The 12,864-nt window shown below is 67.6% G+C and carries 12 protein-coding genes and 1 tRNA gene; 5 read left to right on the forward strand and 8 right to left on the reverse strand.

Annotated elements, in window-relative coordinates:
• Positions 1-3 precede the first annotated feature (3 nt).
• Positions 4-144: a hypothetical protein gene (locus D0C15_RS34755; protein ID WP_211323233.1), complete on the reverse strand. Its 141-nt coding sequence runs from the start codon at positions 142-144 to the stop codon at positions 4-6.
• Between the two features lie 250 nt (positions 145-394).
• Here D0C15_RS34755 and D0C15_RS35490 point away from each other — a divergent pair, with 250 nt between their 5' ends.
• Positions 395-523, forward strand: coding sequence for a hypothetical protein (locus D0C15_RS35490; protein WP_281270709.1), 129 nt, complete (start codon positions 395-397; stop codon positions 521-523).
• 643 nt (positions 524-1,166) lie between these two features.
• Here the strand turns inward: D0C15_RS35490 and D0C15_RS17120 are convergent.
• From D0C15_RS17120 to D0C15_RS17135, 3 genes are all read right to left on the reverse strand, one after another.
• Positions 1,167-1,239: transfer RNA gene (locus D0C15_RS17120), tRNA-Ala, on the reverse strand.
• 399 nt (positions 1,240-1,638) lie between these two features.
• Positions 1,639-2,448: a DsbA family protein gene (locus D0C15_RS17130; protein ID WP_116046444.1), complete on the reverse strand. Its 810-nt coding sequence runs from the start codon at positions 2,446-2,448 to the stop codon at positions 1,639-1,641.
• Positions 2,449-2,451: 3 nt separating this feature from the next.
• The gene (locus D0C15_RS17135) at positions 2,452-3,003 is read right to left on the reverse strand and encodes a MauE/DoxX family redox-associated membrane protein (protein ID WP_211323234.1); all 552 of its coding nucleotides are present in this window, start codon (positions 3,001-3,003) and stop codon (positions 2,452-2,454) included.
• A gap of 53 nt (positions 3,004-3,056) precedes the next feature.
• On the opposite strand from D0C15_RS17135, the gene D0C15_RS17140 reads away from it, so the two are divergent.
• Positions 3,057-3,893 (forward strand): glutamate ABC transporter substrate-binding protein, encoded by an 837-nt coding sequence (locus D0C15_RS17140; protein ID WP_116046449.1) that lies wholly within the window; start codon positions 3,057-3,059, stop codon positions 3,891-3,893.
• Positions 3,890-6,319 carry an ATP-dependent helicase HrpB gene (gene hrpB, locus D0C15_RS17145; protein ID WP_116046452.1) on the forward strand — a complete coding sequence of 810 codons (2,430 nt, stop codon included), beginning with the start codon at positions 3,890-3,892 and terminating at the stop codon, positions 6,317-6,319. Before D0C15_RS17140 ends, hrpB begins: the two co-directional genes overlap by 4 nt.
• 48 nt (positions 6,320-6,367) lie before the next feature.
• Here hrpB and D0C15_RS17150 read toward each other — a convergent pair whose 3' ends face one another.
• Entirely contained in the window at positions 6,368-7,561 is a 1,194-nt protein-coding gene (locus tag D0C15_RS17150) for an HNH endonuclease signature motif containing protein (RefSeq protein ID WP_245975893.1), read from the reverse strand.
• A 213-nt stretch (positions 7,562-7,774) separates the two neighbouring features.
• Positions 7,775-8,578: an ion transporter gene (locus D0C15_RS17155; protein ID WP_116046454.1), complete on the reverse strand. Its 804-nt coding sequence runs from the start codon at positions 8,576-8,578 to the stop codon at positions 7,775-7,777.
• A gap of 141 nt (positions 8,579-8,719) precedes the next feature.
• On the opposite strand from D0C15_RS17155, the gene D0C15_RS17160 reads away from it, so the two are divergent.
• Together D0C15_RS17160 and D0C15_RS17165 are read left to right on the forward strand one after the other, a co-directional pair.
• The gene (locus D0C15_RS17160) at positions 8,720-9,649 is read left to right on the forward strand and encodes an ATP-binding cassette domain-containing protein (protein ID WP_116046508.1); all 930 of its coding nucleotides are present in this window, start codon (positions 8,720-8,722) and stop codon (positions 9,647-9,649) included.
• A gap of 3 nt (positions 9,650-9,652) precedes the next feature.
• Positions 9,653-10,468 carry an ABC transporter permease gene (locus tag D0C15_RS17165; RefSeq protein ID WP_116046457.1) on the forward strand — a complete coding sequence of 272 codons (816 nt, stop codon included), beginning with the start codon at positions 9,653-9,655 and terminating at the stop codon, positions 10,466-10,468.
• 21 nt (positions 10,469-10,489) lie between these two features.
• Here the strand turns inward: D0C15_RS17165 and D0C15_RS17170 are convergent, their stop codons facing one another.
• Entirely contained in the window at positions 10,490-11,149 is a 660-nt protein-coding gene (locus D0C15_RS17170; protein ID WP_116046459.1) for a response regulator, read from the reverse strand.
• Positions 11,146-12,744 (reverse strand): sensor histidine kinase, encoded by a 1,599-nt coding sequence (locus tag D0C15_RS17175; protein ID WP_116046461.1) that lies wholly within the window; start codon positions 12,742-12,744, stop codon positions 11,146-11,148. Before D0C15_RS17175 ends, D0C15_RS17170 begins: the two co-directional genes overlap by 4 nt.
• Between the last annotated feature and the right edge of the window lie 120 nt (positions 12,745-12,864).

Below are 12,864 nucleotides of genomic sequence, written 5' to 3' on the forward strand. Positions count from 1 at the left end.
ACGTCAGGGGTGCTCGTACTTGGACCCGTAATACCGACAGCCAGCCAGCCGCCAGGTGCCACCGGCCGTGGTCTCGAACTCGGAGAAGTCCAGCTGCCACACCTGGTTCGGATCCGTCGGCTCGTTGGCAAGGGCCGCCTTCATGCGCTCGGCCAGCTTGCGGCGTTCGCGGTGGTAATGCTCGGGCTAATCAGGCCCTCATCACGCGGATCCGCAGCACTGTCGCCTTACTCACGACGTGGCCGTTGGGTGGACCATCGCCCAAACCTTGCCCCGCGTCGGTTCCGCGCTCTCGTGCCCCAGCACGCGCTCCCGCGCTGCGTCCCGGGACGGCCGCGGGCCACGGACCTTCGACTGTCCGCCAGCCCTGGTCTTGGCCTGCCAGCGACGCCAGGTGCGTTCCGGGGACGCCGAACTTCTCGCACCACCGCGAAGTCGGCATCCCGGACTCGATCCGGATCACCTCGAGGTGCTCGAAGGGGCGAACCTGCCCTCCGCGCTCTTCTTCCAGTCCCGTATCTGACCGCGGCCTCACCCAGCGCCTGCATCAGGTCCTCGACCTCAGCTTTCAGCTGCTGCTCCCGCGTCGAGGGCCCGGACCGGCCCCGCCGTGAGCGCGGTCTTCCCGACTCGAGGAAGCTGGCCTTCCAACGCCCGATCGACTACTCGGAAACCTTCTCCCGCCGAGCCGCCTCGGCGATCGTCATCTCCCCGGCCAACACGCTCAGAACGATCCGAGTCTTCCGCTCGGCCGAAATCACAGGGGGTCTAGCCATGGCTCAGATTCTCCTTCAGGACTGACCTGACAGCCCTGCCAAAATCTTGACGCACAGTCACCTGACACCAGCAACCATGAAACACGGACCATCAGCCATCCACGGACCATCAGCCATCCACGGGCCAGCGCCCTCGCGCGGCTACCCATCACCACTGCCAAGCCATGGCGCGGATCGACGCCGAGAACGACTCGACAGAAGCACCCATACGGGCGATCGGGCTGGAGCAGTTCTAGTGACCCCATTTCGCCCGGAACCCCACGCTGCTCCAGTTTTGCTCCACCTACTGAACAGTAACTGAAGCGTAATCCACAATGGACGAATCTTCGGTACACCTAAAAACAACGCCCGACCTGCGAAAATATCCAGGTCGGGCGATCATGAAAGCTGTGGAGCTAAGGGGACTCGAACCCCTGACCCCCTCACTGCCAGTGAGGTGCGCTACCAGCTGCGCCATAGCCCCGAATGCGGAACAACCCGCATCTCGTAGGTACTAACGGTACAACACCCCACGAGGCCGCAGGAAAGGGGGTCGGCTCCACGGTCGGACCGCAGTGAAGCCGGCCGAAGGAGTCCAGGTCGTACTCCTCCTCGCCGTCGGGGACCTGGCGACGTGGCCGTGGATGCGGTGGGGCTGCGCCGCTGAGCCAGGCCGAGACGTTCGTCCCGCTGCCGCTGGAACTCCTCGACCGTCATCCCGGGATCCTCGTTCTCCGTCCGAGCAGGGGCTGACCGGGAGTTGTCCGGATGCGACGTGCCCGCGCATCGGCCGGTTCCCCAGCACCCCGCGGATCAGCGAAGAGCAATTCGCGCACCCCATGAGGGGAAGCCGCCGGATGGTCCAGGACCGTGGAGATGCAGGTCAGCGCTGTCCGGAAGCAGTCAGCCGATCGAGCCACTGAGGGTCGGAGAAGTCCACGATCTCGCCGCCGGAAACCACTGTCGGGGTACCAAAGCCCTTGTTTCCGCCGCCGAAGTCCTGCTCGAGGGCCGGGTTGTTCTTGACCTCTTCCATCTTCGCGGTCAACTGCTGGTCGTACGTGCCGTTGTTGACGCACTGCTCGAAGCTGTCGCTGGCGATCCCTAGGTCCCGGCCGAGCTGAATCAGCTGCTGCTTGTCGTAGCCGCGTTTGCCCTCCTCCGGCTGGCTCGCGAACAGGCTGTCATGGAACGCCCGGAACTGTCCCTCGTCCGCGGCGCACAACGCGGCGTTGGCCGCGTCGAGGGAGTAACCGGGCGGGTCCGACCGCTCGACCAGCATCGGCAGCATGTGCGTACGCACCTTCAGCTCACCCGCGGCCACCTTCTGCTCGATCTGGTCGCCATAGGTCTCCTCGAACTGCGCGCAGACCGGGCAAAGGAAGTCCGCGTAGACGTCGATCGTGGTGGGCGCGTCCTGCTCACCGGAGACCACGACGAGCCCGTCACGCTCCACCGGGTATTCGACCCCCGGTTCCACTGCCGCGGGGATGGCTTCACCCTCGGTGGCGTTCTTCGATGCATTGGTCCACAGCACACCACCGATCACGGCACCGGCGAGCAGTACAACGCCGATTACCACGGCGACGATCTTCTTCGTGTCGCCGCCGCCTCTTGCCTGGGTCACAGCCTTGCTGGCGCCCGCCGACTGCTGCTGCCGTCGCTTACGCGCGTTACGTTCCGCTCCACCCACTGGTCACGTCCCTTTCGTTTCGTCCACATTGACCGCAAGCGACGGCTCCGGCTCGTCGTCTTCACCTGAACGAGTCCGTCCGCGCTCCCAGCCGAGCCAGCCATCGGCGGAGAAGAGTGTTCGAGGGCGGATCATCAGCCACACCGCGAGTAGCAGGAAGCCCGTGTCCCGCGCGATCTCCTGCGGGTAGCGCGTCTCGCCGGCCTCGACCTGGCCACCGCCGCCGAAGCAGCCGCAGTCGATCGTCAGTCCGCGCGCCCACGACTGGATCACCGCGGCGATGAACACCAGCAGCACGGCCGCCGAGGCAACGGCGGTCAACCTGGTGAGTCCCCCGGCCAGCAGTAACAGGCCGAGCACCAGCTCGAGCAGTGGCATCGCCGTCGCGACCACGCCGATCACGCTCTCCGGCAGGACCTCGTATGCCTGCACCGCCAGATAGGTCTGCCCTGGGTCGGTGAGCTTCAACCAGCCGGAGACCAGCCAGACAGCCGCGAGACCGAGCCGGATGAGCAAACCGGCGACATCGAGCACGCGCTGGGACGGTCGTCGCACGCGCCCTAGGCTAGTCAGCGACCCTGAGAGCAATGTGAGCGACCTGGAGTGCGATGCGACTGTCCCGGCTGGCCGGTGTCCTCACGTTGATGTCCGTGCTTTCCATCCCGTCCGCCTGCGCGAGTTCGAATGCCGCGCCAGACTCCGTCGTCACCCGAGCGAGCGATCGGGACGCACTGACCATCGGCATCCGGTTCGACCAGCCGGGCCTTTCAGAACGGACTCTCGACGGCCGGTTCATCGGCTTCGACGTCGACGTCGCCACCTACATCGCGGGCGAGCTCGGTGTGGATGCCGAGGACATCACCTGGAAGGAGACCACGGCCTCGCGGCGCGAAGCCGATATCACGTCGGGCGCGGTCGACCTCGTAGTCGCCACCTACTCGATCACCGACGAACGGGAGCAACTGGTCGCCTTCGCCGGTCCGTACTTCGACACCGGTCAGGACCTGCTGGTCAGGCTGACCTCCTCGGAGATCACCGGGCCGGACACCCTGGACGGCCGCAAGCTGTGCGCCGTCAGCAAGTCGACGTCGGCGCAGCAGGTGAAGGACCGTTTCTCCAAGGCCGTCGAGTTGATCGAGTACCCCCGTTACCCCGACTGCGTTGCAGCGCTGCTCGCCGGTCAGGTCGATGCTGTCACCACCGACGCGGTGATCCTCGCGGGCTATGCCGCCCAGAATCCGGAGCTGCTGAAGGTCGTCGGCAAGCCGTTCTCGACCGAGCGTTACGGCGTCGGCCTGCGAAAGGGCGATGCGGACGGGGTGGCGAAGATCAACCAGGCGATCGAATCGATGATCGACAGCGGCGCCTGGCTCGATTCCCTCACTCGCAACATCGGGCCATCCGGCTACGCACTTCCGTCACCTCCCGAGGTCACACAGCGGTGAAGGTCGAACTTCCCGATCTCCCGGTACGGTCCGTACTCGGCGAACTCGACGACGCTCTGGCAGGTCACGGCAGCGCCGTTCTGGTGGCTCCGCCCGGCACCGGGAAAACCACGGTGGTCCCGCTACACCTCGCGCTGAGTGCTCACCCGGACTCCGGCCGGATCGTGGTGGCCGAACCCCGGCGGCTGGCTGCCCGTGCCGCGGCGGCGCGGATGGCCGACCTGCTGGGTGAGCCGGTGGGTCGTACGGTCGGCTACTCGATCCGGGGTGAGCGCAAAGTATCGGCGGCGACCCGGATCGAAGTGGTGACCTCTGGATTGCTTGTCCGCAGGGTGCAGGGCGATCCCGAACTCCCCGGTGTCTCCACTGTGCTGCTCGACGAGTGTCACGAGCGGCACCTGGACGCCGATCTGCTGTTGGCGTTGCTGGTGGACGTACGTGCGGGTCTGCGCGATGACCTGAGACTGCTGGCGGCTTCGGCGACCGTCGCGGCCGAGCGGCTCGCGGCTCTGCTCGGTTCGGCCCCGGTGGTGACGGCCCACGCCCGCACCCACCCCATCGAGATCGTGCACAACGCCGCGGGCCGTGGGGAACGCGTCGAGCAGCACGTCGCCAGAACGATCCGCACGGCATTGACCGACGCCGAGGGCGACGTACTCGCGTTCCTGCCTGGCGTCGGGGAGATCGCGCGAGTACAGGACCTGCTCTCAGCAGTGTCCGAAGTGGATGTACTCCCACTGCACGGGCGGCTTCCGGCGGCCCAGCAGGACGCTGCCCTGCGGGTGGGACGCCGGAGACGAGTCGTGCTTGCCACGGCCGTCGCCGAATCCAGCCTGACGGTGCCGGGAGTGCGGATCGTCGTGGACTCGGGCAGGGCCAGAGTGCCCAGGGTCGACCATCGCCGTGGTCTTCCCGGATTGGCGACGATCCGTGTCTCCAACGCGGTGGCCGAGCAACGCGCGGGAAGGGCGGGGCGGGAGGCGCCGGGAGTCGCCTACCGCTGCTGGCCGCGTAACGAGCACGCCGCCCTGCCCGCATTCGGCGAACCGGAGATCCGCACCGCGGAGCTTTCCCGCTTCGCACTGGAGCTGACGTGCTGGTCCACTCCGGACGGAAGCGGACTGTCCTGGTGGGACCAGCCGCCAGCCGGGCCGTTGGCCGCGGGACGCGAACTGTTGCGACTGCTGGGTGCCACGGACGAGCGCGGGGAGGTCACCGAGCGAGGGCGCCGGATGGCCGCGCTCGGGCTGCACCCGAGGTTGGCCAGGGCGCTGCTCGACGGAGCGGCATCAACAGGTGCGCGCAGCGCGGCCGAAGTTGTCGCACTGCTGGACTCGGGAGCGACGCTCACCGACGTGGATGCCGAACTACGCAGGCTGCGCGATGCGTCCGATCCGGCGGCACGACGTTGGCGCGCTGATACGCGCAGGCTGGCAGGCCTGGTGACCGGTGCCTCCGGCGGTTCTGCCGACGCGGCGTTGGTCGTCGCGCTCGCGCACCCCGAGCGACTCGCACGCAGGCGGTCGCCCGACTCCCCCGTATACCTGCTGGCTGGCGGCACCGCGGCCGAATTGCCACCGGGCAGCGGACTCGGCGACTCGGAGTGGCTGGCGGTCGCCGAGGCCACGCGCGACCCGGGAAAGGCACACGGGGTGATCCGGCTCGCCGCGCGTGCGGACGAGCACCTTGCCGTGCAAGCGGCCGGTGACCTGTTGTCCGAGGAGTACGAGGTCGGTTGGCGGGGCGGTGATGTGGTGGCCAAGACGGTCCGCAGGATCGGAGCGATCACCCTCACTGAACGCCCACTGCGCGAACCGGATCCGGCGCTGGTCCACTCCGCGTTGACCGAAGGCCTGCGCACGGAAGGTTTGGGGCTGCTGCGCTGGACGGAGGACGCGACGAGGCTGCGTTCCCGACTGGCGTTCCTGCATGCCAAGCTCGGCGCTCCGTGGCCACCGATGGACGAATCGGCGTTGTTGGCTGCGCTGAACTCCTGGTTGGAGCCTGAACTGTCCCGCGCGACCCGGCGTGCTGATCTCGCCCGAATCGACGCCGGCAACGCCCTGCGCAGGCTCCTGCCCTGGCCCGAAGCATCGCGACTGGACGAACTGGCCCCGGACCGGATCGCCGTGCCGACCGGATCGCGTATTCGCGTCGACTACTCCGGCGACGAGCCCGTACTGGCGGTGAAACTGCAGGAAACGTTCGGTTGGCTGGCCACACCACGCATCGTCGACGGTCGTGTCGCGGTAGTCCTGCACCTGCTGTCTCCGGCCGGACGGCCGGCAGCCGTCACAGCCGACCTGGAGTCGTTCTGGCGCAACGGCTACCAGCAGGTGCGCGCAGACCTGCGAGGCCGATACCCGAAGCACAGCTGGCCGGAGGATCCGCTGTCGGCGGACGTGAAACCACGGCGACGCCCGTAGGCCGCCAGTCACGGCCCACATCTTGACTTCAACTCCCTTCCACGATGTTCAGAAGGGCCTCGGCCGGCGGGGTTTGTGGAGGTGGGGTGGTCGGCTGGTGTGTCGTTGGCCGGTGGGGGTGGTGATGGTGAGGGTGTTGTCGTCTGGGCTGACGGTGTAGTTCCAGCCGGGTTGGTCTTTGAGGCGGTGGTGGGTTTTGCAGAGGCTGATGAGGCGTTGTTCGGTGGTGGTGCCGTGTTTGTGCCAGTCGAGGCTGTGGTCGAGTTCGCAGGACTGTGAGGGTCGGTAGCAGCCGGGTGCGCGGCATTCGCGGTCGCGGATGCGCACGTATTCGTCGAGGGCGGTGGTGGGGCGGTAGCGGGTACGGCCCAGGTCGATGGGATGACCGGTCATCGGGTCGGTGAGGATGCGCCGCCAGGTGGTGTTGGGTCCGGTGGCGATCTGGCGGGCCAGCCATGCCGGGATGAATCCGTGTCCGGTCATGTCGGCGGGTTCGTCGTCCAGTTCGAGGAGGGTAGTGGCGGCGACGTAGACGAACACCTCCGCCCGCACATTTCCGGTGCCGGTGCCGTCGCGCAGGCACAGCTTGGCGAAGAGGTCGGCGCGGAGCTGGTCGAGGGTGTCGGTGGCTCCGGCGTGGCGGAGCCTGCGGGCGTCGCGGTCGATGCGGGCGTAGATCGAGGTGGCTATTTCGGCGGGCAGGTCGGCGATCAGGGTGGCCATGCCCTCGCCCTGTTGCACTAGTTGCAGCGACCGTTCCTCCCGGCGCCGCGCGACCCGCTTCGCATACCCGTCGGGGTCGACGGTGGCGACAACATGGTGCGCCGCCCGCCGCAACTGCGTCGGGTCCTTGCCCGCCAACCGCCGCGAGAGCCGCTCATCGGCGATCCGCGCCAGATCATCGGACAGGGATCCGGTGACGTCGGCGATCTTCGACGCCTTGTACCCGTCCACCACCCCCGCTTTCATCGCCGCCAGGGTGCGTGGCAGTCGGGTCGTCAACGCCACCGCCAACGACACCATCCGCTCCGCCGCATGCGGATTGACCGACAACGCCAGCGCGACCTCTTGAGCGACATCCCGAGTTGCCCCCGGAGATGTTGAGACCAGTTCGGCGATGTCGGACAACTGCCGGGCCTCTATTTTGGACCGTGTCCGCTCGATCGACTGTAGCCGCGCGACGAGGACCGATCTTCGCCGGGACAGCCCCGGCACCACCACATTTCCCCCTGAACCAGTCACCCCACGATTATAGAAAGAGGGTCCGACAAAACCGGGACACAGCGGTCCCGTCCTGGCGTGCCGAAGACGAGCCCGAACCGCACCACGTACACCACGTTCCCAACACCCACACTCAAACTGCCAACACGAGCCCCGAAACTGCCAACTCGGCCCCAGAATCTGCTAAGTCGGGCCCCGAAACTGCAAAGTCGGGGCTGGAATTGCGAACTTGGGTTAGGTTAGGGGCTTTTGTTGTGGGGGTGGGAGTTCTTGGGCCAGGCGCTCGTCCTCCGCCTCGTCGTCCTCGTGCAGGCCTTGTTGTACGGCCTTGCGGATCTGCTCGCGGTTCTCCCGGACCACGTGGGCGAAGAAGTCGTCGATGCGGGGATCGGTCAGCACCTCGAGGGTGACTCGCATGACCGTGTCCACAACAGACTGGACGATCTCGTCGTGGAACGGGAGCCGGGAGAACCGGCCTGCCTGCGGATCCTCACGCAGCTTCTCGGTGACGATCGACCGGAGCAGCTCGCGGTTGTCGCCGAGTGAGCGGGCGAGGTTCTCCGGGTAGTTCCCGGTTTCCAGGACCTTGACGACCTCGTCGAGCACAGCGATGGTGATGGGCTTCTTGATCGCCAGCACGATCGGCCGGGTCATCTTCTCCACGAACCGCTGGGTGACCTTCTCGCCGAAAGTCCGGTCGGCGGTGCGGGCGAGCCGGGTGATCACCACGACGATTCGCAACAACCGGAACCCACGAAGCGCGGGATGCGCGATCGGGATCATCCCGAGGATCTCGTACCAGTTGCGCATGGGAAAGCCCCGGTCCCAGCGGGTGGTGCGCCAGCGGAAGAGGAACTCGATCAGGAACACACCGCAGATAGCGGTGTCGATGATGAAGACGGTGTATTCGGTCTCGGTGCTGACGTCGGCGAACGTCACATAACCGAGCAGTCCGACGGAGAACACCGCCAGCACGAGCATCACGATGTCGAGGGCGACGAGACGGCGCAGGCGGGGCGCGTTCCGGCGGACAGTCATGGCCGCATTCTGCCGGTGGGGCCCGAGGTCCGCCTGGCCAGCCCCTGACCAAAGTCGGGTAGGGCCGTCGCCGATCGTGCGCTGTGGCATGGGATGTCCGGTTTCTACCGTGAGGCCTCACCGATTTTCTGGAGGAACCTCATGATTTCGCTTCGCGGGCTGACAAAACGGTACGGCGAGAAGACCGTCGTCGACGAACTCAGCACGCAGATCGCGGCCGGCGCGGTCACCGGCTTCCTCGGCCCCAACGGCGCGGGCAAGTCGACGACGATGCGTTTGGTGCTCGGGCTTGATCACCCCAGTTCCGGAGCGGCACTGGTGCGTGGAAAGCCGTACGCCGAACTGCGCCATCCGCTGCGGGAGGTCGGAGCGCTGTTGGAGGCAAAGGCACTGCATCCCGGCCGGAGCGCGGGCAAGCACCTGCTGGCGATGGCACGCAGCAACGGCATCGCCGAGCGCAGGGTGGAGGAGGTGCTGGCCGCGGTCGGTCTCTCCGACGTCGCCGGAAAGCGGGCGGGGTCGTTCTCGCTAGGTATGGGACAGCGCCTCGGTATCGCGGGTGCGCTGCTCGGTGACCCCGCCGTGCTCATGTTCGACGAGCCGGTCAACGGCCTCGATCCGGACGGCGTCCGGTGGGTGCGGAACCTGATGCGGTCGCTGGCCGCGGAGGGCAGGACGGTGTTCGTCTCCAGTCACCTGATGAGCGAGATGCAGCTGACCGCGGACCGGCTCGTCGTGATCGGGAAGGGCCGGCTGCTGGCCGACACCTCGATCGACGAGTTCATCGCCAGCAGTTCGCCGCGGTCCGTACGGGTCCTGGCGCCAGACGATGCCGACCGGCGATTACTCGCCGATCGGCTGCGGGCGCACGCGGAGGTCGAGCAATCGGCCGGCGGGGAACTGATCGTCCGCGGTGCGGGGGCCGAGTTCGTCGGTGATCTGGCACATCGGCTGAGATTGCGGTTGCACGGTCTGACAAGCGCCACAGCCTCACTGGAGCAGGCCTATGTGGAACTCACCGCCGGTTCCGTCGAGTACGGCGCCCCTTCCGGGCAGAAAGCGAGTGTCTGAGCCATGACCACGGTCGCCGAAACCGGACAAAGGCACAACGGCGGGCAACTACCGGGTGCGATCGCCGCCGAATGGACGAAACTCTGGTCGCTGCGCTCCACCTGGTGGAGCCTCGCCTCCTCGATCTTGCTGACGCTCGGTTACGCCGCACTGACCGCCATCTCCGTTCGGGTGCAGACGGACAACGGCGAGGTGGCTCTGCGCTTGAGCGCACCGGAAGTCGCCGCCAGCGCCGTCTTCTATCTCGCGCAGTTCACCGTGCTCGCCTGGGCCACCATGTCCATCGCCGGAGAGTACGGCTCGGGCAGTATCCGTTCGACCCTGCAATGGGTGCCGATCCGGACGCGAATGCTGCTGGCGAAGGTCGTCGTACTCGCCCCGATCCTGTGTGTGCTGGGAATCGGCCTTGGGGCCAGCGCCATCGGCCTCGCGGAACTGGTCATGGGCGATGCGGGTTCGCCAGCCACCGCCGGTGACGGGGTGGAGATGTCGCTCGCGATCGGTGTCTACTGCGCCCTGCTCGGCGTACTCACCCTGGGCATCGGCACCGCGCTGCGCAGTGTCGCCGGCACGATCACCGTGACGTTCATGCTGCTGCTCGTGGTGCCGATGCTGCTGGCAGCCATCGGGATGCGCGCGGCGAGCGATTACCTGCCGGGGATCGCGGGCCTGAACCTCATGTTCGGCCCGGACGGGGTCAATCCGGTCACCGGTACGTCGTCCCCGTACCCACAGGTGCTCGCACTGGTGATCCTCGTGGCCTGGGCACTGTTGTCGCTGGGTGCCGGGGCTGCACTGCTGCGCAGGCGCGACGCGTGAGCCAGGACCGGGGCGAAGCTCTCAGCCGTCCCGGTTCACCAGCCCCGCCTCGTAGGCGAGGATGGCGGCCTGCACCCGGTTGCGGGCGCCGAGGTGGGCGAGGATCGAACTGACATACGCCTTCACCGTGCCCTCCACCACGTACAACGTCGCCGCGATGGCCGCGTTGGACAGGCCTGACCCGAGGAGCGCCAGCACCTCGCGCTCCCGATCGGTGAGCCCCTCGATGCGGGCCCTGGCCGCGGCCTGCCTGCTCAGCTGCCCGCCCGACATATGTGCGATCACCCGATGTGCGACCTTCGGCGAGAGGTACGCGGCGCCGTCGGCCACTGCCCGCACCCCGGCCAGCAGCTCCCGTGGATCCCCGGACTTCAGCAGGAAGCCACCCGCTCCATCGCCGAGGGCCCTGGCGATGTAGTCGTCCTCGCCGAACGTCGTCAGCATGATCACCCCCGTCTCCGGGCGCACCCTGCGGATCTCCGCCGCCGCGGCGAGCCCGTCCATCCGGGGCATCCTGATGTCCAGCAGTGCGACGTCCGGCCGGGTCAGCATGACCTGGTCGACGGCCGCCCTGCCGTCACCAGCCTCGCCGACGACCTCGATACCGTCGTCCGCGGCCAGGATGGCCGACACCCCCGCGCGAACCATCGCCTCGTCGTCGGCCAGTAGTACCCGGATCACTCGTTGTCCTCCCCCGGTCGGTTGAGTAGCAGGTCCTTCGACACCAGTTCGCCCCGTTCGAAGCACAGGCGGTAGACGTCGCCACTGGTGCCGAGCAGGCCCGCGTCGGTGCCGTAGTACTCACATACCGCGCCCTGCCGCGTCGGCGGTTCGGCCACGTCCGGACGTTCCAGGCGCTGCTGCCCCGGCAGCACCGGCTCCAGTTCGGCCCGCGGCTGACCGATCCGCATTCGATCGTAATCGCCGGGTACGAGCACGGAACCGAACATGTTGATCAGGTAGTAGGCCGCGGAGATGGCGAACATCGCGATCAGCACGCCGACCGGCAGCACGACCGCATTGATCAGGGTCAGTCGCAGCTGCCGACGTTGGGTGGCGAGCTGGCGGGCGGAGTCCGTGGTGGATCCGGCCCGGTCATGGGCAGCGGGAGCTTCGTGTGGCAGCCGTGCCGATATCTCGAATCCGCCACGCTCGCTCGGGCCCGCGTGCAGTGTGCCGCCGAGCAGCCGGACCCGTTCCCGCAGACCGGTGAGCCCCCAGCCACCCGAAGCAAGTCCTGGAAGCGGGCCTGCCGGGGGTGGGTCGTTGACCAACGACACCTCGGTGACGCCGGCGCTCTGGCGCACCCCGACCCACACGGCCGCACCGGGAGCATGCTTCGCGGCGTTGGTCAGCCCCTCCTGGACCACCCTGCGGGCGGCCAGTTCAACCATCGGTGGGACGCCGTCGAAGGGCTCGACCTCCTGTGCGACGGCCATCCCCGAGGCCGTGGCGCGGTCGACCAACTCCGAGATCGCCTCTCCCGCGGGCCGGACCGGAGCTCCCTCGTCGTCCGCACGCAGAACTCCGATGATCTCGTGCAACCGGTCCGTGGCCGTTGCCGCGCTCTCCCGCAACTCGCCCGCGGCGGCCCGGTCCCGCTCACCGAGGTGCGCGGAGACCTCCAGCGCGCCCGCCCGCAACGCGATGAGGCTGAGTTCGTGACCGAGCGAATCGTGCATGTCGGTGGCGATCCTGGCGCGTTCCCGCAGCTTGGCCTGCTCAGCCGCCACACGTTGCTCGTTCTCCAGCCGCTCAGCACGCTCCCAGCCGGTACGGGCCAGGTTCTCCCTGAGCCGGAGGTAGCGGCCGAGGTGCCAGGGCACGAAGATGGCGAACAACAGGGTCGCCACCAGCGACAGCCAGCTGCCGACGACGTCCTCACCGATGAAGTAGGCGAACGGCAGTCCGGCAAGAGCGATACCGGCGAACGAGAGCACCGCGGGCTTGGCCTGCTCCATCCGGCGGCCAGCGAGGTAGCCGGCGACGAGCATCAGCAGGATCGGCCACACCGGGAACCGGCCGAGGTAGTTGGGCAGGACGGCGAGGCTGGAAGCCGCGGCGGCGGTCAGCGACAGCAGCGGAAACGCACGGGCCGACGCCAGCGAAACGGTGGTGACGACCAGCCCGCCGATCAGTTCCCACCGATCGGGGTTGCGCCGCGTCTCGTAGACGACGAGCAGGCAGATCATCGCCCAGACACCGACCTCGAAGAGCAGGATCGCTCGCTGCCGCCAACTCCCGCTCACCCGGCTCACGCTACCCAGCTCACCCATGACGGGACACTGCCGAAAGTCAATGGTCACCCGCCTGACCAGCTCGTCTCGGTGCCGTAGTGGACCGGATGAGGCATGATGACGCGAAATCGGGTTTCGCGCTTTCCCGGGAAAGTGCGA

Origin of the sequence: Amycolatopsis palatopharyngis, assembly GCF_003385185.1 — a bacterium.
Lineage (GTDB): Bacteria > Actinomycetota > Actinomycetes > Mycobacteriales > Pseudonocardiaceae > Amycolatopsis > Amycolatopsis palatopharyngis.

Bases quoted from the DNA above. Each gene is read 5' to 3' on its own strand.
- D0C15_RS34755 (WP_211323233.1), bottom strand. From the start codon at position 144: ATGAAGGCGGCCCTTGCCAACGAGCCGACGGATCCGAACCAGGTGTGG.
- D0C15_RS17140 (WP_116046449.1), top strand. From the start codon at position 3,057: ATGCGACTGTCCCGGCTGGCCGGTGTCCTCACGTTGATGTCCGTGCTT.
- D0C15_RS17155 (WP_116046454.1), bottom strand. From the start codon at position 8,578: ATGACTGTCCGCCGGAACGCGCCCCGCCTGCGCCGTCTCGTCGCCCTC.
- D0C15_RS17160 (WP_116046508.1), top strand. From the start codon at position 8,720: ATGATTTCGCTTCGCGGGCTGACAAAACGGTACGGCGAGAAGACCGTC.
- D0C15_RS17165 (WP_116046457.1), top strand. From the start codon at position 9,653: ATGACCACGGTCGCCGAAACCGGACAAAGGCACAACGGCGGGCAACTA.
- D0C15_RS17175 (WP_116046461.1), bottom strand. From the start codon at position 12,744: ATGGGTGAGCTGGGTAGCGTGAGCCGGGTGAGCGGGAGTTGGCGGCAG.